Genomic DNA, 23568 nt, shown 5'->3' on the forward strand with positions numbered 1-23568 from the left:
ATGATCCGCCGCGCCACCCCCGCCGACATTCCCGCGCTCGTGCAACTCGTCTACGACCTCGCCGAATACGAGAAGGCCCGCGACGAATGCACCCTCACCGCGGAGCAGCTGGAGACGGCGTTGTTCGGGCCGCGCGCGGCGTTGTACGCGCATGTGGCCGAATCGGATCAGGGTGTGGTCGGCTGCGCCATCTGGTTCCTGAACTACAGCACCTGGAAGGGTGTGCACGGCATCTTCCTCGAGGATCTGTTCGTGCAGCCGGAGGCGCGTGGGCGCGGCCTGGGCCGGGATCTGCTGGCCGCGCTGGCCCGCGAGGCGGTCGAGCAGGGTTATGCGCGCGTCGACTGGTCGGTGCTCACCTGGAACACGCCGTCGATCGATTTCTACGAATCCATCGGCGCGGAGCATCAGCACGAGTGGACCGGATACCGGCTCTCCGGCGGCGCGCTCGCCCGCCTGGCTTCCCACGCCGACGACTGAGCCGGCGACCGAAAGGTCCGGACAGCCCCGAAAACGCGGCAGTGAGCCATTCAGCGGGCTTTACGAGCTACTGCAGAATCACTGCAGCGGGGCTGTCCCGAAATGATCTATTCGCCCGAGAATTCGTACCCGGCGGCCATCCAGCGGCTCGACGGCGGCGCGAAAAGGCACACCAGTCCGGCGATCGCGATCAGGCCCAGCGGAATCCCGAAGAACGGCTGATGCGAGGTGATCATGTACCAGGCCGGCGGCAGCAACAGCAGATTCGCGATAACGGCGATGGCGCGTCCCCACCGCTTGCCGAGGGACAGCCCGATACCCGCCGCGAGCACCGCGCCGCCGAGAATGGCCAGCCAGGCGGCGGTCCCATAACCGTTCACCACATGCTGGTCGGCGCCCGTCGCCGCGCGCACGATGAAGATGATCGCCACGACCACCCCGACCGCGCCTTCGAGCGCGGTCAGCGCGCCCGCCGCCCGGATGGTGTTCGGCACGACCGCCGCGACATCCTTGCCGCCGTCGTTTCCCTCGGCCACGCCATTCTCCTCAGCCACGCGGGACAGCCTACGACCGTGCGTAGTCGTGTGGTTCTACGAGGGGGAATCTGTGGCGGCCGCCGCGCCCATGATCACCCCGGAGATTCCCGGTCGTTGCGCCCGAACGGTTTACGCCCGACTCGGGCATTCGGGTCGCGGCGAACCTCAGTAGGCTGCTCCCGTGCGGACGTTGCTGATCGTGAACCCGAATGCCACCTCGACCACTCGGTCCACTCGCGATCTGCTTGCTCACGCGTTGGAAAGCCGGACCGAATTGACGGTCGTGCAGACCGAGCATCGGGGACATGCCGCGGAATTGGCGCAGTGGGCCGCGGACACGCGGATGGATTTGATCGTGGTGCACGGCGGCGACGGCACCGTGAACGAAACCATCAATGGTTTTCTGCCGCTGCCGGGTGCGCAACAGCGGGAATGGCTGCCGCGGCTGGGGATCATTCCGGGCGGTTCCGCGAATGTGTTCGCGCGCTCGCTCGGCATCGAGCCGGATCCGGTGACCGCCACCAATCAGCTCATCGATCTGCTGCGCGACGAGGCCGATCGCCGCATCGGACTGGGTGTCGCCGATGATCGCTGGTTCACCTTCAGTGCCGGTGTCGGCCTGGACGCGGATGTGTGCGAGGCCATCGACGCGAAGCGCGCGAACGGTAAGCCCGCGACGCCGACCCGCTATGTGCGCACCACGGTGAAACAGTTCTTCCGCACCAAACGGCATGCCCCGCAGGTACGTCTGACGATTCCCGGTCACGAACCGATCACGGATGTGCACTACGCGTTCGTGACCAACGCGAGTCCATGGACATACCTCGACAACACGCCCGTCGTCACCAACCCGGGGACCAGTTTCGAAACGGGTCTCGGAGTGTTTGCCATGCGCACCATGGGCATCCTGTCCACCCTGCTCCTCACCCGGCAGTTGCTGATCGCCAATGGAGATCCCCAGGGCCACAAATTGTTTCGCGAGGACGACGTTCCGGGCGTGTCGATCGAGTCCGAGCGGCCCATCGGGTTGCAAATCGACGGCGACTTCATCGGCCGGCGCAACATGGTGAATTTCACAGCCGTCCCGGATATCCTCGATGTGGTCGCGCCGAAGCCCTAGCAGGCTCGACACACCTGAGAAACATCGCTGTTGTGCTGCGAAAACCGGCTAGAGCGAGTACAAATGACACGGCAGACTCCCCATGTAGGGGTCTTACAGCGTGAGCTTCCCCACGGTGCACTGTGTATCTCTTGACATCTACGGTGTTCGTGAAAGCATTCACAAGCAACCGTGCGGAAACATTCGAGTCGCACAAGTGAACGGACCACAAACCCGAAGGGCCGCCGTATGCGCGCGCCCTAGCAAAGGAGCAGAGGAATGGACTGGCGCCACAAGGCCATCTGTCGTGACGAGGACCCCGAGCTGTTCTTCCCGGTGGGTAACAGTGGTCCGGCGCTCGCGCAGATTGCCGATGCCAAGCTGGTCTGCGCTCGCTGCCCTGTAACCGCCGACTGCCTGTCCTGGGCCCTGAAGTCCGGGCAGGATGCAGGCGTTTGGGGTGGTATGAGCGAAGACGAGCGTCGGGCGCTGAAGCGTCGCAACGCCCGCACCCGTACCCGTACCGTCGTCTAACACGCTGACGACAGGCGTTACGACCGAAACCCCAGCCTCTCGGTCGCAACGCAATTCGGCCCGGCACCACCACAGGTGCCGGGCTTCACTGTTTCCCGATCAGACCCGTTGCGCGAGGCGACCACTGATTTCGCGAGAATCGGGGTAACTCGTCGGGTACGACCGAAGGTGAGTCGGTGCGTATCCGCCGGTCCGCAACGTAAATGCCATGGACGTTTCTGGTCGGCAAGAGTCGCGGAGAGGCGGATAAGCCGCAGGTTTTCAGCGCACAAATCATTGCGCGGGAATATATTTCAGCGCGCGGACCTGCGACCCAATGGAACTCGCAGTACAGCATCCGTTCCGACATCGGCTCCGGGGTGCAGTCCGATGGAGCCGCCGAGTTCCGCGGTGACCAGGGTTCGGACAATTTGCAGGCCCAACCGGTCGGAAGCCTCGAGGCTGAATCCGTCGGGCAATCCGCGGCCATCGTCGCTGATGATGACGTCGAGCCAGCGCGCGGAACGTTCGGAACGGATTGTCACGGTGCCGTTTTCGCCGGCGTCGAATGCGTGCTCGATGGCGTTCTGCACGAGTTCGGTCAGCACCATTACCAGCGGTGTTGCGCGTTCCGCGGAGAAAACTCCCAGCGAACCGGAGCGGCGGACCTTGATGCGCGCGGTGTGCACGGTGGCGACGTCCGCCATGATCGGCAGCAGGCGGTCCACCACCTCGTCGAGGTCGACTTCCTCGTCAACCGACATGGACAACATTTCGTGCACGGAGGCGATGGAGGTCACCCGGCGAACCGATTCGGTCAACGCCAATCGCGCTTCCTCGTTCTCGGTGCGGCGGGCCTGCAAGCGCAGCAGCGCGGCCACCGTCTGCAGGTTGTTCTTCACGCGGTGGTGGATCTCGCGGATGGTCGCGTCCTTGGAGAGCAGGGCGCGGTCGCGGCGCTTCACCTCGGTCACATCGCGGACCAGCACTGCGGCACCGGCCAATTCGCCGTGCGGGCGCAGGACCAGGGTGCGCAGCAGCACCGTTGCGCCGCGCGCCTCGACTTCCATTCGGCGCCCGGCCTTTCCGGCCAGGGCCGCCTGGATATCGCCGACCACCTCCTGTGCGTCGAAGGGGTCGGTGATGAGGGAACGGGTGGTCAGCGCCAGATCCTGGCCGACCAGATCGTTCTGTAAACCCATGCGGTGGTAGGCGGACAGGGCGTTGGGGCTGGCGTAGACGACGGTGCCCTCGGTGTCGAGGCGGATGAACCCGTCACCGGCGCGCGGGCTGGAGTGCGCGCCGGTGCGGTCCTCCAGTGCGGGCCAGGTGCCGTCGGCGACCATCTGGCACAGGTCGTCCGCGCAGGACATGTACGCGATCTCCAAGCTGGAGCGCATTTTCCGGCGTTGTACATCGGTGTCGCGGCCGAGGATGGCGATCACATCGTCGCCGACGCGCACCGGGATGGCCTCGCGGATCGCGTGCACCGGATGCGGGTGGTAGACGCCGGTGGTCTCGGTGTCGGCGTCCGAGCGGACGATCTCACCGGTGAGCAGGGCCTCGTAGACCTGCGGGTGGGCTTCCTTCAGGGCGCTGGAGCCGACCAGGTCCTCCGGGTGCACGGTGGGTGCGGTGGTGGGGCGGCATTGCGCCACGCACACGATGTCCGCGCCGTCGGCGACCGGACCGGTTCCCACCCACAGCAGCAGATCCGCGAAGGACAGATCCGCCAGCAGTTGCCAATCCCCCACGACCCGCTGCAGATGATCGACGGCGGCACCCGGTAGGTCGGTGTGCTCGGCCAGTAGATCGCTCAGTGTCGACATGCACCCACGCTCCTCAGTTCCCAAGTCGAGGGTATGTTCCCACGGCCGGTGCCCGGAAACGGCCATGCACCGGTCAAGCGACCGGTGCATGGGGGCAAATGCGACAAACCGCTCAGATCAGGAGATGACGGCGATCAGATCCCCGGGCTGCAGGACGTCACCCGGCTTGACATTGATGGACGCCACCGTGCCCTCGGACTCCACGATCACCGGAATCTCCATCTTCATGGACTCCAGCATGACGACCGGGTCGTCGGCCTTCACGGCGTCACCGACGGCAACCAGGATCTCCTGGACCGTCGAGACCATCTCCGCCAGCACTTCCTCAGCCATGCACACCTCTCCGTTCGAGTGACCTGTAGCCCCTGAAGGTACAGCCAACCACACGTGAAAGAATGGCGACCGACTGAAGGGAGATTACCTATGGGTAAGCGTGGACGTAAGAAGCGTGGCCGCAAGAAGAACGCAGCCAATCACGGCAAGCGGCCGAACGCCTGAGCTATCGCTACAAGCTCGAAAACTGCTGAGCGGCACCACTTCCCACCGGGAAGGGTGCCGCTCAGCTGTATGTATACCGTTATTCGGCCGTTTCGATCCGGGTCTCGACGTAGCTCGTCCGGATCTCCATGGTCAGCCGCTTGCGCAAGGCCTCCGGCGCGCGATCGCCGCCGCACTTGCGGTTCAGCAGCGACTTCAGCTTCTCCTCCAGGCCGTAGGCCTCGATGCACGGCGAGCAGCGATCGATGTGCTCCCGCAGCCGCTCCTTGGCGGCTCCGTCGCACTCGTTGTCCAGGAGCAGCCAGACATCGGCGAGCACCGCCGAGCAGTCCAGATCATCCATCTCGTCGCTCACTGGGTTACCTCCTCACGCGCGCCGTTGCCCGACCGGTTGAATCCACGTTCCCGCGCCACGTCCGAAAGCAGGCCCTTGAGCTGCTTGCGGCCACGGTGCAGACGGGACATGACGGTACCGATGGGGGTTCCCATGATCTCGGCGATTTCCTTGTAGGGGAAGCCCTCCACGTCGGCGTAGTACACCGCCATCCGGAACTCCTCGGGCAGCTCCTGCAGAGCGGCCTTGATGTCGTCGTCGGGCAGCGCCTCGAGGGCTTCCATTTCGGCCGAGCGCAGACCGGTGGAGGTGTGCTCGGCGGTGGAGGCCAGCTGCCAGTCGGTGATCTCGTCGGTCGGATACTGCGCGGGCTGGCGCTGCTTCTTCCGATACGAGTTGATGTAGGTGTTGGTGAGGATGCGGTACAGCCAGGCCCGCAGGTTGGTGCCCTCCCGGAAGGAACGGAACCCCTGATACGCCTTGGCGAAGGTCTCCTGCACCAGATCCTCGGCATCGGCCGGGTTGCGCGTCATGCGCAAGGCGGCGCCGTAGAGCTGGTCCAGCAGCGGGAGCGCGTCACGCTCGAACCGCTGTGCCAGATCGACGGCGGATTCGGCGCTGCGCGCACCGTCCTCATCCGCTTCGCCGTGTTCGACTGCGCGATCGTCGCCGTCATCGATGACTTCGTCATCGCGCAGGCGATCGACATTGTCGTCGTCGCTCGTCACACTGATCCCTTCGATCGCCGTAGCAATTGAATCTACCGCGAACAGGGATTCGGCCAGGAAACCGGCCGGTAGCGTAACGAGAGGCTCTTCGACCAAGACGGTCACCGACTCCTCCTTCGTGATGGATGCTGCGCCGGCACGCCGTGGGCCCTGCGGTTGCTGCGAAGCGCGTAACGCATGCAACAGGTGTGGCCCGATCCCTGTTCCCACAGTGTGAAAATCCGCTTGCGGACGGTCTCTAAGGTGAAGGTCATGGCTGCTTCGACTCCGGCGATCAAGGGTTCCACCCCGGCGATCAAGGCGCTCGTGCAAGCGAAGGTAGATCATCGGGTGCACGCGTACGCGCATGATCCGCGAAATGATTCGTACGGCGTGGAAGCCGTCGAGGCGCTGGCCGGCGAGCTCGGAGTTACCGGCGAGCAGATTTTCAAAACCCTGGTGATCGAGCTGGGTTCGGGCGCGCTGGCGGTGGCCGTGCTGCCGGTGCCGACGACGCTGTCGCTGAAGGCGGCGGCCGCGGCGCTCGGCGGCGGTAAGGCCGCCATGGCGGACAAGGCGAAGGCCGAACGCACGACCGGCTATGTGCTGGGCGGTATTTCGCCGCTCGGGCAGAAGAAGCTGCTGCCGACCGTCGTCGACGAGTCCGCGCTGCAGTGGGATCGGGTGCTGTGCAGTGCCGGGAAGCGCGGGCTGGAGATCGAGCTGGCACCCGCCGACCTGGTACGACTCACGGGTGCGGTAACCTCCCCCGTCGCTGTCCGGTGATCACTTACCCGTGAGCTGAGACACCTCCTCCGGAAAAAACTTGCCCTGGGTCAACCATCTGGGAATACTTGCGGCGTACAACTAGTTGATTGCCGCAAGCAGTTGATTGAGACAAGAAGTTGAGATTTGCAAGGAGGTGGGACCGAGATGACCGATGACCCGGCGATCACGAACAGCGCCGACGAACTCGTCGACACCATCGGCTTCCAGATCGGCCGCCTGAGCAAGCTGCGCGACCGCACCAATGCGCAGATCGCCGCCGCCACCAACGGCGAGATCGAGCCCGCCGCGTTCGCCATCCTGTTCCAGCTGATCCACTGCGGCCCGATGCGCTCCGGCGCCGTCGCCGAGGCGCTCTACTCGGACGCCTCGACCATCAGCCGGCAGGTCGCCGCCCTGGTCAAGCGCGGACTCATCGAACGCCGCGCCGATCCCGCCGACGGCCGGGTCAGCGTGCTGGCGATCACCGCGGACGGACGCACCGTGGCGACCCAGATCCTGGTGCGCCGCAACGAATCCCTGAACCAGGTCATGCGCGACTGGTCACCCGCCGAACGGGAGACCTTCGCCGCGTTGCTGATCCGCTTCATCGACGGCTACGAGACCACCCGCCAGCAGATGCTGGCCGAGCTCTCGGCCCACAGAGACCTTCAGTCCTTTTACGCACCATCGGAGAAGAAGCAGTGAGTACAACAACGGAAGTCGCCGAGCCGGAAGTCAATTCCGCCGGCTTCACCCACAAGCAGATCCTGGTGATCATGAGCGGCCTGGTGCTGGGCATGCTGCTGGCCGCCCTGGATCAGACCATCGTCTCGACCTCGATCCGCACCATCGCCGATGAGCTGCACGGATATTCGGCGCAGGCCTGGGTCACCACCGCGTACCTGATCACCTCCACGCTGGCCACCCCGCTCTACGGCAAGCTCTCGGACATGTACGGCCGCAAGCCGTTCTACCTCGCGGCCATCACCATTTTCGTGGTCGGCTCACTGGCCTGTTCGATGGCCTCGTCCATGTACGAACTCGCCGCCTTCCGGGCCTTCCAGGGCCTCGGCGCGGGCGGTCTGATGTCGCTGGCGCTGACCATCATGGGTGACATCGTGTCGCCGCGGGAACGCGCCCGCTACCAGGGCTACTTCCTCGCCGTGTTCGGTACCTCCAGCGTCGTCGGCCCCGTCATCGGCGGCGTGCTGTCCGGCACCAACCAGATCCTGGGCGTCACCGGCTGGCGCTGGGTGTTCCTGGTGAACGTGCCGATCGGCCTGATCGCGCTGGCCGTGGTCACCAAGGTGCTGAAGCTGCCGAAGCGTCCCGCCAACAAGGTCGCCATCGACTGGGCCGGCATCCTCGCCCTGGCCGTCGGCCTGGTGCCGCTGCTGGTCGTGGCCGAACAGGGCCGCGAATGGGGTTGGACCAGTGGACACGCGCTGTTCTGCTACATCCTCGGCGCGCTGGGCATCCTCGCCTTCATCGCCGTGGAAGCCAAGCTGGGCGATGCCGCGCTGATCCCGCTGCGCATGTTCAAGAGCTCCACCTTCGCGCTCGGCGTGGTCATCTCGGTGGTCGTGGGTGCGGCCATGTTCGGCGGCATCACGCTGCTGCCGCAGTACCTGCAGGTGGTGCAGGGCGCCAGCCCGACCAAGGCGGGTCTGCTCATGCTGCCGCTGGTGGCGGGCATGATGTCCGGCTCGATCCTGGCCGGCCAGCTGATCGCCCGGACCGGTCGCTACAAGTGGTTCCCGCCCACCGGCGCGGCGCTGCTGACCATCGGACTGTTCCTGCTGCACTTCGTGTCCGCGGACACCGCGCTGTGGCAGACCATGATCTTCATGGCCATCACCGGCTTCGGTCTCGGCAACCTGATGCAGCCGCTGACCCTCGCCATCCAGAACGCGCTGCCGCCCAAGGACATGGGCGTGTCCACCGCGGCCGCGACCTTCTTCCGGCAGATCGGCGGCACCCTGGGCGTGGCGGTGTTCCTGTCCGTGCTGTTCACCCAGCTGACCGGCAATATCACCACCTCGTTGGAGCACGCCTCGCACGACAAGGAGTACTCCGTCGCCATCCAGAACGCCATGACCGGCAGCAACCCCGTCGACAAGGAAGTCGCCAACGGTCTGGTGAACAAGGATCCGGCGGTCGCGGGCCAGGTGCTCAACGACAGCTCGATCATCCAGAAGCTGGACCCGACGCTGGCGCACCCGTTCAAGGAGGGCTTCGCCAAGTCCATGGACACGGTGTTCCTGTCGGCGACCTTCGTGGCGCTGCTCGGCTTCATCCTGGTGCTGTTCTGGAAGGAAGTCCCGCTGCGTAGCGCGGGCGGCCTCCAGGCGCGCAAGGAAGAGGCGCCGATGGAGCCCGCGATCGGCTGACCAGGTCCGCCTGGCAAACACGGACAATGCCCCCGCTGCTGGTAAGCAGCGGGGGCATTGCTGTAGGTGGGCCACACGCCGGATCCGGGCACGTTTCACAATTCGGGCGATTTTCTGTGAGTTACTTGGGAACGGACAGGGAGTTCTTTGTGAGTCGGCGTGTCCTTCGACCCTAGGATGTGATGCGGTTTATGGCCTCTCATCGGCGTTTTCGCACTACCGTCATAGCCCTCTCCGGGGCACTGCTGATCGCGTCGGCCGCCGGGCCCATAACGGCAGCTACGGCCGCAGCTACACCGTTCGAGGTTGTGCCGGCGCTGAACCCGAGCTTCCCGGACCCGGGACAGGGCAGCGGGCAGCAGCCGAAGAAAGAGGAGCACCTCGACAAGGCCGAGAAGCTCGGTGGCGGTTTGACCACCAAGATTCTCGACCTGATCGCGGACACGTTGAAGTGCTCGCTCAATATCGCGTTGCCGACGGTCAAGTGCAGTTAGACGCTCGAAAGCGCTCGCGGGCCGGTCAGATCAGGGTGATCTGACCGGCCTGTTCGTCCACCGCGCCCAATAGTTCGGGGCCGTTGTTCTTCACGCTGTTCACCAGCGACGGCACCGCGCGCAGGAGAATCCCCGAAACCGCTTCGGCGTCAGGCGTTTCCAGCAGTTGCTCGGGCGCCGGATGATCGGGATCCAGCCAGGCGTCCCAATGCTCGCGCGGCATCGGTAGCGGCATGCGGTCGTGCACCTTGGTCAGTTCGCCGACCGCGTCCGTGGTCAGAATGGTGCAGGAGAGCAGGGGTTTCGCCTCGCCACCGAGGCTGCGGTCGCGCCAGACCGACCACAGGCCGGCCATATAGAGGCGGCCGCCGTCGGCGCGGGACATGAAATACGGCCGCTTGACGGCCTTTCCGAGGGAATCGGATTCGGTCACCCACTCGTACCAGCCGTCCATGGGGACCAGGCAGCGCCGCTTCTTCACCGCGTCGCGGAAGGACGCGGTGGTGGCGGCCTTGTCCGCGCGCGCATTGAACAGCGGCTTGCCCTTCGCCGGCAGGCCCGGTTCGGAGGCCTTGGTCCAGGGTGGGATCAGGCCCCAGCGCATGGCGCGGATCCGGAGCGTGGCCGGGTCGTCCGGGTGGTCGCGGTCGTGGCGTTCGACGACCGTGAGCACCTGGTTGGTGGGGGCCACGTTGTAGTTGGGGTTGAAGCCGGTATCGCCCGTCTCGTCGATGGCATCGAGTTCGACGGCCAGCTTCGCGGGATTCGTCGTGGTCGCATACCTACCGCACATATCGACCATGCTGCCACCGCGGACCGACAATGGAGCGAGATGCGCCGTCGTAAACTGTGACGTACGCATCTGATGGCAATTGACATCAATTGAACCGTGTGAGACGTTCGTCCCATCACACTCTCATCAAGGGACTGCCGCGAACCATGACTGCAACCGAAACCGCCCCGCTCGGTCAGGCCGACACGCTGACCTCCGTCAATCCCGCTACCGGCGAGACCCTCGCCACCTACAAGATCGACGATGAAGCGGCGGTGCGCGCGGCCGTCGCCAAGGCCCGCGGCGCCGCGGCCACCTGGGGTGCGCTCACCTACGCCGAGCGCAAGAAGCATCTGCTGCGCTGGGGCAGCAAATTGGTCGCCAAATCCGACGAGCTCAGCGAGCTCATCCACGCCGAGAACGGCAAGCCGCTGGACGACGCCTTCCTCGAACTCATGCTCGCGCTCGAGCACATCAAATGGGCGGCCGCCAATGCCGAGAAGGTACTGAAGCCGAAGAAGGTCGCGCCGGGCGCGTTCATGGCGAATTTCGCCGCGCACCTGGAATACCGGCCCGTCGGCGTCGTCGGCGTGATCGGACCGTGGAACTACCCGATCTACACACCCAACGGGTCCATCGCGTACGCGCTCGCCGCAGGCAATACCGTGGTGTTCAAGCCGTCCGAATTCTCCACGGGCATCGGCAATTTCTTCGCCGCGGCCTTCGCCGAGGCGAATCCCGAACTGCCGGACGGGGTTTTCGTCACCATCAACGGCTTCGGCGCGACAGGTGCGGCGCTGGTGCAGGCCGGCGTGGACAAGATCGCGTTCACCGGCTCCACCGCCACCGGTAAGAAGATCATGGCCGCCGCGGCCGACAAGCTGACCCCGGTACTGCTGGAATGCGGCGGCAAGGACGCGGTCATCGTGGCCGCCGACGCCGACATCAAGGCCGCCGCCGACGCGGTCGCCTGGGGCGCCACCTCCAACTCCGGGCAGACCTGCGCGGGTGTGGAGCGGGTGTACGTGGACAAGTCGATAGCCGACCAGTTCGTCACCGAGGTGAAGCGGATTCTCACCGATATCAAGCCGGGCTCGGGCGCGAAGGCCTCCTACGGGCCGATGACCATGCCCAGCCAGATCGATATCGTGCGCCGGCACATCGACGACGCGTTGAAGAACGGCGGCAAGGCGGTGCTCGGCGGGCCCGAATCCGTCAAGGGGCCGTTCATCGAACCCGTGGTGATCGTCGATGCCGACGAATCCTCGGATGCGGTGTCCGAGGAGACCTTCGGGCCGACCGTCACCATTCGCACGGTGAACGGTGTGGACGAGGCCGTGGAGCTGGCGAACAAGAGCAAGTACGGGCTCGGGTCGGCGGTGTACTCGAAGAAGCAGGGCATGGAGATCGCGCGGCGGCTGCACGTCGGGTGCACTTCGGTGAACTCGGTGCTCTCCTATGCCGCTATCTCCGGGCTGCCGTTCGGTGGCGTGGGCGATTCCGGTATCGGCCGCATTCACGGCGCGCCGGGGCTGCTGGAATTCTCGCGGCCGCATTCGATCGCGGTGCAGCGCTTCACGATTCCGGGGATGGCATTGCTGTCGTACAGCCGTACCGACCGGACCATGAGTCTGCTGCGCAAGCTGGTGCCGCTGATCCACGGCCGCGCAAAGTAATTCGGACTTTCAGGACACCGGCGGCAGCGTCGGTGGCGTGAAGAAGTCTTCGAGCGGAGTGGGGCCCGTGTAGCGGCGACAGCCGCAGCGGGCCCATTCCTTCAGGCCGTATCCGGTCTTGCGCATGGATTCGGAGTGGCAGTCACCGGATTCCCGGTCGTGGAGCGCCAGGTTGTGGCCGCAGCCGCACATGGCCTGGGCGGGCTGTGCGCTCTGCGCGGATCGGCGGCGGCTGATGCGGCCGGCCACCCAGCCGCCGCCGACGAGTCCGGCGCCGGCGATCAGTGAGATGGGATCGAACACGAGGCCCAGTATACGTACCTATATACGTATACGTCCAGGGTCTCGAATCGGCCCGAATAGGACTCGGAGCCCCAAACGCCCTCGATCGTTTGGGAAGATGGGCTGGTGACTTTCTGGCCCGCGCCCTCCGTCGAAGCTCCCGTCCACGCGACCGTGACCCTGCCCGGGTCCAAATCCATCACCAACCGGGCGCTGATCCTCGCCGCGCTGGCGGATCGGCCGTCCACCCTCACCGGTGCACTCCGCAGCCGGGACACCGACCTCATGATCAACGCGCTGCGGGCCATGGGGACCGGCATCGAAGGCGACGGCAATACGCTCACCGTCACCCCGCCCGCCGAATTCACCAGTGCCATGGTCGATTGCGGGCTGGCCGGCACCGTCATGCGATTCCTGCCGCCGGTCGCCGCACTGGCGCACGGCGATGTGGCGTTCGACGGCGACGAGCAGGCCCGGGTCCGGCCACTCGGCACCATCCTCGACGCCCTGCGCTCGCTCGGCCTCGACATCGACGGCAACACACTGCCTTTCGTGGTGCACGGCACCGGCACCCTGCGCGGCGGGCCGGTCACCATCGACGCGTCGGGCTCCTCGCAGTTCGTATCCGGGCTGCTGCTGTCGGCCGCACGCTTCGAACAGGGCGTCACCGTGAACCACGACGGCGCGCGACTGCCGTCCATGCCGCACATCGAGATGACCGTGCAGATGCTGCGGCAAGCAGACGTCCGCGTCGAGGCGCCGACCGATCCGCGCAAGGCGCAGACCTGGACCGTCTCCCCCGGACCCATCCGCGCCGTGGACTGGGAAGTGGAACCGGACCTCTCCAATGCCACCCCGTTCCTGGCCGCCGCCGCCATCACCGGCGGCGAGGTGAGCATTCCGCACTGGCCGCGGATCACCACCCAGCCCGGCGACGTCATCCGCGAGATCCTGGTACGGATGGGCGCGGAGGCGCGCTTCTTCGAGAACACGCTGACCGTGCGCGGGCCGGGGCGACTGGCGGGCATCGATATCGACCTGCACGATGTGGGTGAACTGACGCCGACCGTGGCCGCCCTTGCGGCGCTGGCGGATTCGCCGTCGCGGCTGCGCGGCATCGCGCACCTGCGCGGGCACGAGACCGACCGGCTGGCGGCGCTGGCCACCGAGCTGAATCGGCTGGGCGGCAAGGTCACCGAGACCGACGACGGGCTGCAGATCGTGCCCGCCCCGCTCACCGGCGGCCAGTGGCATTCCTACGCGGACCATCGGATGGCGACGGCGGGCGCGATCATCGGGCTGAAGGTGCCGGGCGTACGGATCGAGGACATCGGCACCACCGCCAAGACGCTGCCGAACTTCGTGGTGCTGTGGCACGGGATGCTCGCGGGCACCGATGCGGGTCACGCCGGCGGGGCCGGGCAGGCCGGCGGGCCGGGAGCGGGACGCTGAGCCGCAGGGAGTACGACGAGTCCGACGTCCGGGTGCGGCCGGGGAAGAGTTCCCGGCCCCGGACCAAGACCCGGCCGCAACATCTGGATGCCGAAGCGGCCATGGTGGTTTCGGTGGATCGCGGCCGCTGGGGCTGTGTGCTCGACAACGATCCGGACCGGCATCTGGTCGCCATGCGCGCCCGGGAACTCGGCCGTAATCCCATCGTGGTCGGCGATCAGGTGGATGTGGTCGGCGACCTGTCCGGTAAACCGGACACCCTGGCCCGCATCGTGCGGGTCTCCGAGCGGCGAACGGTATTGCGCCGCACCGCGGATGACACCGATCCGTTCGAGCGGGTGGTGGTCGCCAACGCGGAGCAGTTGTTCATCGTGGTGGCGCTGGCGGATCCGCCGCCGCGCACCGGTTTCGTGGAGCGCGCCATGGTGGCCGCGTATGTCGGTGGGCTGCAACCGATTCTGTGTCTGACCAAACACGATCTGGCGGCGGAATCCGAATTCGCCGCCACCTTCGAGGATTTGGATCTCATCATCGTGTACGGCGGGGTCGAGGATCCGGTCGAACCGGTGCTGGAATTGCTGGACGACAAGCTGACCGCGCTCATCGGGCATTCCGGGGTGGGTAAGTCCACGTTGGTGAATCGTCTTGTGCCGGACGCGGATCGGGCGGTCGGCGTGGTGTCCGGGGTGGGTAAGGGCCGGCACACCTCCACCCAGTCGGTGGCGTTGCCGCTGCCCGAGGGCGGCTGGGTCGTCGATACTCCGGGCGTGCGGTCGTTCGGGCTGGCGCACATCACGCCCGACGATGTCATTCAGGCGTTCTCGGATCTGGCCGATGCCATCGAGAACTGCCCGCGCGGCTGCACCCATCTGGGTCCGCCCGCCGATCCGGAATGCGCGCTCGACAATCTTCCGGGTAAGGAATTGCGGGTGGCCGCGATTCGCCGCCTGCTGGTGGCCTTGAATTCCAATGACCCCTGGTTCCGGGGAAACTCCGACGCTTAAGCTAGCTACGAAATAGCTCATTCGATACCTTTTGTGCATAACCGGCACAGAGGGAGGAAATGGGCGCGTTGGCCACGGTGTCCCAGGTACGTGCGACCGACCCGGCGAAACTCCTCGCCGTGGCCACGGCGCTGACCGATCTCAGCGCCGCCCGGCAGACGGTCGTCTCGATTGCCGACGCGGCCACGGCCAATGGCTGCCTGGTTGCCGAGGACGGTCACGTCCGGGCTCCCGACATGGGCGATCCCACACTGCAGTCCGTCGCGAACGACCGCGCCCGCACCTACGATGTCCAACTGATCGCGGCGCTGGCCGCCTTCGACGACCTCGATACCACGCAGGCCGCCACGCTCACCACGGCCGTCACCCGGCTCCGGGACCTCATCGCCCGGCCCGCGAGCGGCGACATCCGCAACAGGTGAATCCGCGGCTACCGGCCGACGACCGGGTGCCGGGGTATCGTCGCAGCCCTCGCCCCGACCACACGCGTACTCCCGAGGAGGATTTCGTGACCACGAGCAGTGCGGACGCGGCACTCACCGAATTGATGCTGCGGGCAGTGGTGATCGAGGAACGGGTGGAGCAGATCCGCGGCAGGGGCGAGGCGGCGGAAGGGCGGATCCGGGCGGAAGTGGATGTACGGGGGACGTTGACCGGCCTGTACATCGCGGACAGCCTGGCCGGATTCGCCATGGATGAGCTGGCGCAGTGGGTGACGCGGGCGCAGTCGGAGGCTTGTACTCGAGCACGAGCGGAGGCGGACGAAATGCAACGGGAGTTGACCGAGAGTTCGTATGCGGCTGCCCTTTTCCACGAGGCCGCCCAGGCCGGGCTACGCGAGGCGGAGACCAAGACCCGGGCAGTCGAGCGGGGCTGGCCGGGAAACACCGCGGGACCACACGACTGGCAGGACGAGTGGGAGCGGGCGCGGTGGCGGCCGTGAAAAATGCGCCGGCGGACCGGATCGTGACCTTGACAACTCGCACCCGGCCGCGCGCCGCGGTGTCGAGCGGTATGGACACATAATTGGGCATGGTTTCCGGCCGAGGTACACGCAAACAACGGAAGGTGCTGCCGGCGATCGGGCGCGCGATCGCGCGGCGGCCGTTCGCCATGCGTTCCGGCCCGGTGGTCAAGGTGCTGGAGCGGGTCAGCCGGCGGTTGACCAAGGGCCGCAAGGGGATTCTGGATGTGGCCGGGATTCCGGCCATGGAGATCACGGTGCCCGGCCGGCGCAGTGGCGTGCCGCGCACCGTGACGCTGTTGTACGTGCCGTTCTCGACGGACGACACGGCGTTCCTGCTGGTCGGGTCGAATTGGGGCAAACCGGACCATCCTTCGTGGTCGGCAAACCTGCTGCACGCGGAACGCGCCGACTTGCACATCCTCGGCGAACGATTCGAAGTGAAGGTGCGGCGGCTCACCGGAACCGAACGCGAACGGGCCTGGCAACGCGCCGTCGAATTCTGGCCCGGCTACGAGATGGAACAGCGATTGGCCGGTGACCGGGTATTCCGGCTGTTCGAACTCACCCGGGCCTGAACCGGGCGTACCGGATTCGGGTACGCCCGGAAATCGCTAGCCTTCCGGCGTGGAAGACCGTGAGCGCAAGCAATTTTCGCCGCTCCTCGACGATGATCTGGGGCCCGGCGCGCCCGTGACCCCCGAGGTGCGGGTGGGCCGCAACGATCCGGCACATGCGCTGCCCGACTGCGTGCGCTGTAATCGGCCCGCCGCCCTGCACCTGCACGCCGTCTGGCTCTCCACCCGCGCCGTCCTCGCCGGCGACACCGACGTCGACCACCTCATCCAGGTCGACGCCTGCGGCGCCTGCGCGGGCAGCGTGGCGGGCATGATCCTGATCAACTGGGACCCGCGCTACTGGGGCGAATCCGTCAACCTCGACTGACCGCCGCAGCGCGGCCGCCAGCGCGAGCACGGCCATCGCCTCAGCGCGGGCGCGGCCGACCACGTCGACGCGGGTGTGGGCGATCGCGTCAGCGCGGTGCGGGCGACCACGTCAGCGGGGCGCGGGCGACCACGCCAACGCGGTGTGGGCGATCGCGGCGGCGGAACCGCGGGGTCAGCGTGGGCGGACTATGCGCATGCCGTTGTCGAAGTCGATGTCCACCAACTCCGCTCGGCGGCTCAGGCCGAGTTTGCCGAAGATGCGGGACAGGTGGTGGCCGACGGTGCGGGGGCTGAGGAACAGTTCGGCGCCGATCTCACGGTTGGTGAGGCCCTGTGCCGCCAGGCGGGCGACGCGGGTCTCCTGGGCCGTGAGCACCGAACCCGCGCCCGGCGTCGCGGCGGGTGCGAGGCGGCGGCCGGTGAGTTCGAGTTCCTGCTGAGCGCGCAGCTCCCATTCGGTGGCGCCCATGCGCTCGAAGGATTCCCGCGCCGTACGCAGATGCTCGGCGGCGTCGCCGCGCCGGCGCATGCGGCGCAGCCACTTGCCGTACAGCAGGTGGATGCGGGCATTGTTCAGCTCCGGCGCGGCACGGCGCGGCGCCAGGGCGCGCTGGAACCAGTGGTCGGCGCGGTCGTCCGCGCTCAGCAGCGCGCGGCAGGCGTAGGCCATCGATATCGCCCAATCCGCGCGGGAGCGAATCGCCCACGCCTGGATGGTTTCCGCGTAGGCGGCCGCCTCCTCCATCCGCCCGACGCGACTGGCCGCCTCGACCATGTCCAGCGCGGCCAGCCGCGCATAGGTCGGATGCCGCGCATCGTGGCCGGGCTGCGCGAGCGTCCGCAGCCGCAGATACGCGGCCTCCGGATCGGATTTGCTCAAGGCGTGGAAGCCGAGATGCCAATGCACCGAGGCGATCAGCGCATGCGCGCGATGCGGCCGCGCGATGGCCAGCGCCCGCTCGGCGCTCTCCAGCACGGTGTCCGAATCACCGCGCAGCGCAGCGATCTTCGCGCGCAGCGTGTAGCACTGCGCCAGCACGTTCGCCGTCCCCACCGACCGCGCCAGCTCGAAGGCCTCGGCCAGCGTCTCCTCGGCCTCCGCCCACCGGCCGTTGGCGAACTGCACGATCGCCAGCTGCGGCAACAGGCACACCGTCGCCGGATGCGCCCCCGCCGCCCGCAACGCGGCCACCGCCGCCCCGAACGGCTCGATGGCCTGACCCCCCAGCCCCCACAACAACACCAGCGGCGCCGGCGGCAACCGCCGCAACACCGCATCGGCCGACCCCATCCCCCGCCACATATCGCCGGGCCCCTCCGGATCCGCCACCCGAGTCACCGTGCCGGACCGCACGATCCGAGCCTCGACGCCACCCGTGACAGCACCGGACGCCGGGACCGAGGCCTCCACGCCACGAATGCTGGTGCCCGGCACAGTGATCCGGGCGCCGACCGGCGTGTCGGAGACAACGGTGGATGCGGCGGCGGCTGTACCGCCGGCTACGGCGGCCACCGCGACGGCCCCGGCGGACACGGACAACTCGGAAACGGGGTTGGGCACACCCGTTTCGGCAGCCATCACGGGTGCCGCGGCCTGCGCGGCCATCTCGGCCACCGCCATCGGCACGGCGGTTTCAACTCCCAGGCCGGGCATCGAGACCGCCGCGGCGGTCTCGGCCGGCAGGGTGCGGCCGGAGGTGTCGGGGAGGTCGGGGCCGAGGGTGAGGTGGATGGGGGGTGGGGGTTCCTCGAGGCCGGCGGCCCAGCGGGCCTGGGCGGCGAATTCGAGGAGGAGGGCGGCGGTTTCGGGGTCGGTGACGAGGGCCGCGTCGCGGTGCAGGAGGGTGGCGGCGCGTTCCGGTTGGCCGGCAACGAATTCCAGCAGGCCGGCCAGGCCGCCGCCGGCGATGGCGAGGCCGGCCGGGGAGATGCGGTCGGCGGCGCGGCCGAGGAGGGAGTCGGCGGATTCGATATCGCCGCCCGCCCAGGCGAAACGGGCCGCGGCGGCCAGGCGGCCGGCGGCCGCGTCCGGTTCCGGGGTGATGGCGGCGGCCTGCCGGAGCATGGCCGCGGCCACCAGGGAGCCGTAGCGGGCGTGCTCGGCGCCTTCCGCGAGCGCGGCGGCCAGGGCTTCATCGGGGAATTCGGCGGCGACGGCGCGATGCCAGATGCGCAGGTCCTCCTCTCCGGGGGCGGTGAGGGCGGCGGCGATGGCGAGGTGGGCGGCGCGGCGTTCGGCGGGGGTGGCGGCATCGTGGACGGCCGCGCAGAGGAGGCGGTCGAGCATGTCGACGCAGCCGTCGCCGACCGCGAGCAAGCGCTCGCGGGCCACGAATTCCCATGCGGCGGTGGTGACTCCGAGCGCACCGGCCGACACCGATACCACGCGGTGGACGCCGCGGGTTTCGGCGGCGACCACGGTCAGCAGGGTGCGCACCGGGCCGGGTAGTCCGGCGACCCGGTCGTGGTAGACGGCGCGCAGGCGCGGCCCGAACAGCATGGATCCGCGGGTGGCGCCGGCGAGTTCCGCTGTCATGCTCGGCAATTCGCGCAGGGCCAGCGGGTTGCCCTGTGCCACTTCGAGGACGCGGGCCACCCGGAGGGCGCCCACCGGCCCGCACTGTTCCTCCACCAGGCGGCGCGCGTCCGCTTCGTCGAGGCCGGTGACGGGCAGTGCGGGGAGACCGCGCCAGACGGTGCCGGCGGGGTCGAAGCGCATGGCGCACAACAGGACCACGGGTGCGGCCGACAACCGCCGCAGCGCGAAGACGAGCGCGTGCGCGGTGGCGTCGTCGACCAGGTGCGCGTCATCGACGATGAGCAGCAGCGGCAGCTCGGCGGCCAGCGTGCTCAGCAGGGTGACCAGGGCCGCGCGGACGAGGAAGGGGTCCGCCGGTCCCGGATCGCTGCCGAGCGCGGCGCCCAGTGCGCGAGCCTGCGGGTCCGGCAGTGCGGCAACGCGTCCGGTGACGGGTAGCAGTAGTTCGTGCAGTGCGGCGAAACTCAGTTCGGACTCCGCGTGCGCGCCGCGACAGCGCAGGATTCGGAAATCGGTGGCTCGTTGTAGCGCATCCCCCAGAATTGTGGTCTTGCCCACTGCCGGTTCTCCGTAAAGGACTGCGGCCGAACCATTGCCGCAACGCGCTGCGGTGAGCATTCGATCCAGTTGGATCTGCTCCTGTTCCCGCCCGTACAGCGCTTCTCTCTCATGCACAAATGGCAATTTATCGCAGCTAACAAGCTGCAATCAAATAACAGGTTTGAAGTCCCCGAAAATGGGTTAATTCCAGGGGTTACACCCCGCCACCGGGGAGTGACCGATACGGTGACCGATTCACCGGCCGATACCGAATGTCACTGCCTCGCTTAATATCCCGGCCAGCAGCAACGGCTGCGATAGACCGGCCGGCGCACGGGACGGAAAAACGGGGAGTCACGCCGAAAGATCGGATCATACGTCGCTATTTGCGACGCACATCACAGCGAATCCACGAAATGCAATGTCGCACGCCGAATCACCGCGCGACCAATTTTGCATGTCCGCAAAGATATAGCAACACGAAATCTCCGGAAACTCCGGCGGTACAGATCGGGCGCCCGGGTGAAAATCACCCGGGCGCCCGAATTTCAGTTCGTACAGTCGGAAATCAGCGGCGGCGCTTCGTCTTCGGAGCCCGATCCTGCTTGCCCGCGGCCCGCGCCGCTTCCCGGCGCTCGCGACGGGTACCGGCATCATCGGAGTCGGCGCCGTACTCGTCACGATCACTGCGGACGGCGGCCTGACCACCCTCGTCCGGACCCGAGTAGGACAGGCCACGCGGACCCGACTCGTCGATGCCCTTGGCACGCAAGGCCGCCGGGGCCGCATTGCCATTGCCGTTGGCCGCGGCCTCATCCGTGGGCAGCGGACGATTACCGACCGGCGACTGCAGCCCGGCGCCCACGTTCACGCCCGCCGGCTGCGGCTGCTGCACCTCGACCTGCAGGTTGAACAGGAAGCCGACCGACTCCTCCTTCAGGCCCTCCAGCATCGCCGCGAACATGTCGAAGCCCTCGCGCTGGTACTCGACCAGCGGATCACGCTGCGCCATGGCCCGCAGGCCGATGCCCTCCTTGAGGTAGTCCATCTCGTAGAGGTGCTCACGCCACTTGCGGTCCAGCACCGACAGCAGGATCTGGCGTTCCAGGTTCCGCATGCTGCCTTCGCCCGCGAGACCGTCGATTTCGTTCTCGCGGTTCTCGTAGGCGGCGTGCGCGTCCTCGAGGATGGCTTCCAGGAGTTCCTCGCGGTCGAGGTCGCCGGGCTCGCCGGTCTGGGCCTCACCGGTGAGATCCTTGTACTCGATCCCGATGGGGTACAGCGTCTTCAGCGCGGTCCACAGCTTGGCGAGGTCCCAGTCCTCCACGTAGCCCTCGGCGGTGGCGCCGTTGACGTAGGCGGTGATCACGTCGGTGATCATCTCCTGGACCTGGCCCTCCATATCCTCGCCCTCGAGGATGCGGGCGCGCTCGGCGTAGATCACCTTGCGCTGCTGGTTCATGACCTCGTCGTACTTCAGAACGTTCTTGCGGATCTCGAAGTTCTGCTGCTCGACCTGGGTCTGCGCGGATTTGATCGCGCGCGAGACCATCTTGGCCTCGATCGGCACATCGTCGGGCAGGTTCAGGCGCGTCATGATGGTCTCGAGCGCCGCGCCGTTGAAGCGCCGCATGAGCTCGTCACCCAGCGACAGGTAGAACCGGGATTCGCCCGGATCGCCCTGGCGGCCGGAACGACCGCGCAACTGGTTGTCGATGCGCCGCGACTCGTGGCGTTCGGTGCCGAGCACGTACAGGCCGCCGGCCTCACGCACCGCCTCCGCGTCCTCCTCGGTCTGCTCCTTGACCCGTTCCAGGGTGGGCAGCCAGCGCGCCTCGTACTCGTCGACGGTCTCGACCGGGTCGAAGCCCTCGCGGCGCAGCAGGATGTCGGCGATGATGTCCGGGTTGCCGCCCAGCACGATGTCGGTACCACGACCGGCCATATTGGTGGCGACCGTGACCGCGCCCGGCCGGCCGGCCTCGGCCACGATCTGCGCTTCCTGCTCGTGGAACTTGGCGTTCAGCACGTTGTGCGGGATACCGCGCTTGGTGAGCTGCTTGGACAGGTACTCCGAGCGCTCGACCGAGGTGGTGCCGACCAGCACCGGCTGGCCCTTCTCGTGCCGCTCGACGATATCGTCGGCGACGGCCGAGTACTTGGCCTCTTCGGTCTTGTAGATGAGGTCCGACTGGTCGGCGCGGATCATCGGCTTGTTGGTCGGGATCGGCACCACGCCCAGACCGTAGGTCTGGTGCAGCTCGGCCGCCTCGGTCTCGGCGGTACCGGTCATGCCGGACAGCTTGTCGTAGAGACGGAAGTAGTTCTGCAGCGTGATGGTGGCGAGGGTCTGGTTCTCCGGCTGGATCTCCACGCCCTCTTTGGCCTCGATGGCCTGGTGCATGCCCTCGTTGTAGCGGCGGCCCACCAGGATTCGGCCGGTGAACTCGTCGACGATGATGACCTCGCCGTCGCGGACGATGTAATCCTTGTCGCGGGTGTACAGCTCCTTCGCCTTGATGGCGTTGTTCACGTAGCTGACCAGCGGCGAGTTCGCGGCCTCGTACAGGTTGTCGATACCGAGCTGATCCTCGATGAACTCGACGCCCGCCTCGTGCACACCGATGGTGCGCTTCTTGATGTCGACCTCGTAGTGCAGGTCCTTCTTCAGCAGCGGCGCGATGCGCGCGAACTCCGCGTACCACTTCGAGGAGGCATCGGCCGGGCCCGAGATGATGAGCGGGGTCCGGGCCTCGTCGATGAGGATGGAGTCGACCTCGTCGACGATCGCGAAGTTGTGCCCGCGCTGCACCAGATCGTCCAGCGAGTGGGTCATGTTGTCGCGCAGGTAGTCGAAGCCGAACTCGTTGTTGGTGCCGTAGGTGATCTCGGCGGCGTACGCCACGCGGCGCTCGGCCGGGCTCATACCGCCGAGGATCACACCGACCTCGAAGCCGAGGAAACGGTGCACGCGGCCCATCCACTCGGCATCGCGCTTGGCGAGGTAGTCGTTGACGGTGACCACGTGCACGCCCTCGCCGCTGATGGCATTGAGGTAGGCGGGCAGCACACAGGTGAGGGTCTTGCCCTCACCGGTCTTCATCTCCGACACATTGCCGATGTGCAGGGCGGCGCCGCCCATGATCTGCACCTTGTAGTGCTTCTGATTGAGGACTCGCCAGGAGGCTTCCCGCGCGGTGGCGAAGGCTTCGAGGAGCAGTTCGTCGAGGGACTCGCCGTCGGCGTAGCGCTCCTTGAACTCCTCGGTCTTGGCCCGGAGTTCGGCATCGGACAGTGCCGAGTACTCCTCGTCCAGGGCGATGACCTCATCGGCCAGGTTCGCAAGCCGCTTGACCGTGCGACCTTCACCAATCCGTAGCAACCTCGAAAGCGTCAGCGCAGGCACGGGTCTTGTAGTCCTCTGGTCGGTTTATTCGGTAGCCCCCACCAAGGCGGGGAACGTGCGCGCGAGCGCGCAACTCACTGCCATGGTAATCCGGAGCCCAGCATAGGTGCTGAAGTGCGCGGGGGATGCTCCGGGCGCTGAGCGGAACCTGTGAAGCCGGGTTCACCGCACGGTTGCCGGCGCGGCTTTGTGAGCTCCAGCGACAATGCAGCGAATGCTGTTGCGTCAGAGGCCGTTTCAGATCCACTGAAGTACCATGTAGGGGTTCGGCGTGCGGCGTCGCGAATGCGCACTCCGGAACAGCGGCCGCCGCGGGCGGCGCGAGGGCTCGGGCACTG

The 23568-nt window shown here is 67.0% G+C and carries 24 protein-coding genes; 15 read left to right on the top strand and 9 right to left on the bottom strand.

Features of this window, described 5'->3' with window-relative positions:
* The gene (locus ACIP5Y_RS13125; RefSeq protein WP_400349983.1) at positions 1-480 is read left to right on the top strand and encodes a GNAT family N-acetyltransferase; all 480 of its coding nucleotides are present in this window, start codon (positions 1-3) and stop codon (positions 478-480) included.
* A gap of 107 nt (positions 481-587) precedes the next feature.
* On the opposite strand, the gene ACIP5Y_RS13130 is transcribed toward ACIP5Y_RS13125, so the two are convergent.
* Positions 588-974, bottom strand: a complete 387-nt coding sequence (locus ACIP5Y_RS13130; RefSeq protein WP_400351256.1) for a hypothetical protein — start codon at positions 972-974, stop codon at positions 588-590.
* Positions 975-1197: 223 nt separating this feature from the next.
* Between ACIP5Y_RS13130 and ACIP5Y_RS13135 the strand changes: the two genes are divergently transcribed.
* Complete coding sequence (locus tag ACIP5Y_RS13135) at positions 1198-2136, top strand: diacylglycerol/lipid kinase family protein (RefSeq protein ID WP_400349984.1); 939 nt, start codon at positions 1198-1200, stop codon at positions 2134-2136.
* Positions 2137-2394: 258 nt separating this feature from the next.
* A complete protein-coding gene (locus tag ACIP5Y_RS13140) occupies positions 2395-2649 on the top strand; it encodes a WhiB family transcriptional regulator (RefSeq protein ID WP_011211115.1) in 255 nt (84 codons plus the stop codon).
* Between the two features lie 293 nt (positions 2650-2942).
* On the opposite strand, the gene ACIP5Y_RS13145 is transcribed toward ACIP5Y_RS13140, so the two are convergent.
* A complete protein-coding gene (locus tag ACIP5Y_RS13145) occupies positions 2943-4457 on the bottom strand; it encodes a sensor histidine kinase (RefSeq protein WP_400349985.1) in 1515 nt (504 codons plus the stop codon).
* Positions 4458-4574: 117 nt separating this feature from the next.
* Positions 4575-4790, bottom strand: a complete 216-nt coding sequence (locus tag ACIP5Y_RS13150; protein ID WP_400349986.1) for a biotin/lipoyl-binding carrier protein — start codon at positions 4788-4790, stop codon at positions 4575-4577.
* 90 nt (positions 4791-4880) lie between these two features.
* On the opposite strand from ACIP5Y_RS13150, the gene ACIP5Y_RS13155 reads away from it, so the two are divergent.
* Positions 4881-4955, top strand: a complete 75-nt coding sequence (locus ACIP5Y_RS13155) for a 50S ribosomal protein bL37 (RefSeq protein WP_153805149.1) — start codon at positions 4881-4883, stop codon at positions 4953-4955.
* Between the two features lie 79 nt (positions 4956-5034).
* Here ACIP5Y_RS13155 and rsrA read toward each other — a convergent pair whose 3' ends face one another.
* Positions 5035-5298, bottom strand: a complete 264-nt coding sequence (gene rsrA, locus ACIP5Y_RS13160; RefSeq protein ID WP_400351257.1) for a mycothiol system anti-sigma-R factor — start codon at positions 5296-5298, stop codon at positions 5035-5037.
* An 8-nt stretch (positions 5299-5306) separates the two neighbouring features.
* Positions 5307-6122, bottom strand: a complete 816-nt coding sequence (locus ACIP5Y_RS13165) for a sigma-70 family RNA polymerase sigma factor (RefSeq protein ID WP_400349987.1) — start codon at positions 6120-6122, stop codon at positions 5307-5309.
* Positions 6123-6269: 147 nt separating this feature from the next.
* Here ACIP5Y_RS13165 and ybaK point away from each other — a divergent pair, with 147 nt between their 5' ends.
* From ybaK to ACIP5Y_RS13185, 4 genes are all read left to right on the top strand, one after another.
* Positions 6270-6782 (top strand): Cys-tRNA(Pro) deacylase, encoded by a 513-nt coding sequence (ybaK, locus tag ACIP5Y_RS13170; RefSeq protein ID WP_400349988.1) that lies wholly within the window; start codon positions 6270-6272, stop codon positions 6780-6782.
* Between the two features lie 147 nt (positions 6783-6929).
* Positions 6930-7469 carry a MarR family winged helix-turn-helix transcriptional regulator gene (locus ACIP5Y_RS13175; protein WP_400349989.1) on the top strand — a complete coding sequence of 180 codons (540 nt, stop codon included), beginning with the start codon at positions 6930-6932 and terminating at the stop codon, positions 7467-7469.
* A 71-nt stretch (positions 7470-7540) separates the two neighbouring features.
* Positions 7541-9154: an MDR family MFS transporter gene (locus ACIP5Y_RS13180; RefSeq protein WP_400351258.1), complete on the top strand. Its 1614-nt coding sequence runs from the start codon at positions 7541-7543 to the stop codon at positions 9152-9154.
* A gap of 191 nt (positions 9155-9345) precedes the next feature.
* Complete coding sequence (locus ACIP5Y_RS13185) at positions 9346-9648, top strand: hypothetical protein (protein ID WP_400349990.1); 303 nt, start codon at positions 9346-9348, stop codon at positions 9646-9648.
* A gap of 25 nt (positions 9649-9673) precedes the next feature.
* Here the strand turns inward: ACIP5Y_RS13185 and ACIP5Y_RS13190 are convergent, their stop codons facing one another.
* On the bottom strand, positions 9674-10441 hold the full coding sequence (locus ACIP5Y_RS13190) for an SOS response-associated peptidase (protein ID WP_400351259.1): 768 nt from the start codon (positions 10439-10441) through the stop codon (positions 9674-9676).
* Positions 10442-10587: 146 nt separating this feature from the next.
* Between ACIP5Y_RS13190 and ACIP5Y_RS13195 the strand changes: the two genes are divergently transcribed.
* Entirely contained in the window at positions 10588-12096 is a 1509-nt protein-coding gene (locus ACIP5Y_RS13195; protein WP_400349991.1) for an aldehyde dehydrogenase family protein, read from the top strand.
* A 9-nt stretch (positions 12097-12105) separates the two neighbouring features.
* On the opposite strand, the gene ACIP5Y_RS13200 is transcribed toward ACIP5Y_RS13195, so the two are convergent.
* Positions 12106-12399 (bottom strand): hypothetical protein, encoded by a 294-nt coding sequence (locus ACIP5Y_RS13200; protein WP_400349992.1) that lies wholly within the window; start codon positions 12397-12399, stop codon positions 12106-12108.
* 105 nt (positions 12400-12504) lie between these two features.
* On the opposite strand from ACIP5Y_RS13200, the gene aroA reads away from it, so the two are divergent.
* The 6 genes from aroA (at position 12505) to ACIP5Y_RS13230 (ending at position 16743) form a co-directional block, all read left to right on the top strand.
* Positions 12505-13830, top strand: coding sequence for a 3-phosphoshikimate 1-carboxyvinyltransferase (gene aroA / locus ACIP5Y_RS13205; RefSeq protein WP_400349993.1), 1326 nt, complete (start codon positions 12505-12507; stop codon positions 13828-13830).
* Positions 13827-14834, top strand: coding sequence for a ribosome small subunit-dependent GTPase A (gene rsgA / locus ACIP5Y_RS13210; protein WP_400351260.1), 1008 nt, complete (start codon positions 13827-13829; stop codon positions 14832-14834). Before aroA ends, rsgA begins: the two co-directional genes overlap by 4 nt.
* 59 nt (positions 14835-14893) lie before the next feature.
* Positions 14894-15256 (top strand): hypothetical protein, encoded by a 363-nt coding sequence (locus ACIP5Y_RS13215; RefSeq protein ID WP_400349994.1) that lies wholly within the window; start codon positions 14894-14896, stop codon positions 15254-15256.
* An 86-nt stretch (positions 15257-15342) separates the two neighbouring features.
* Positions 15343-15777, top strand: a complete 435-nt coding sequence (locus tag ACIP5Y_RS13220) for a YbaB/EbfC family nucleoid-associated protein (protein WP_400349995.1) — start codon at positions 15343-15345, stop codon at positions 15775-15777.
* Positions 15778-15866: 89 nt separating this feature from the next.
* Entirely contained in the window at positions 15867-16376 is a 510-nt protein-coding gene (locus ACIP5Y_RS13225; RefSeq protein WP_400349996.1) for a nitroreductase family deazaflavin-dependent oxidoreductase, read from the top strand.
* Between the two features lie 49 nt (positions 16377-16425).
* Positions 16426-16743: a hypothetical protein gene (locus ACIP5Y_RS13230; RefSeq protein ID WP_400349997.1), complete on the top strand. Its 318-nt coding sequence runs from the start codon at positions 16426-16428 to the stop codon at positions 16741-16743.
* A 174-nt stretch (positions 16744-16917) separates the two neighbouring features.
* On the opposite strand, the gene ACIP5Y_RS13235 is transcribed toward ACIP5Y_RS13230, so the two are convergent.
* On the bottom strand, positions 16918-19959 hold the full coding sequence (locus tag ACIP5Y_RS13235) for an AAA family ATPase (RefSeq protein ID WP_400349998.1): 3042 nt from the start codon (positions 19957-19959) through the stop codon (positions 16918-16920).
* 433 nt (positions 19960-20392) lie between these two features.
* Positions 20393-23230, bottom strand: coding sequence for a preprotein translocase subunit SecA (secA, locus tag ACIP5Y_RS13240; protein WP_400349999.1), 2838 nt, complete (start codon positions 23228-23230; stop codon positions 20393-20395).
* Positions 23231-23568 lie beyond the last annotated feature (338 nt).

It is taken from the genome of Nocardia sp. NPDC088792 (assembly GCF_044750615.1).
Classification (GTDB): domain Bacteria; phylum Actinomycetota; class Actinomycetes; order Mycobacteriales; family Mycobacteriaceae; genus Nocardia.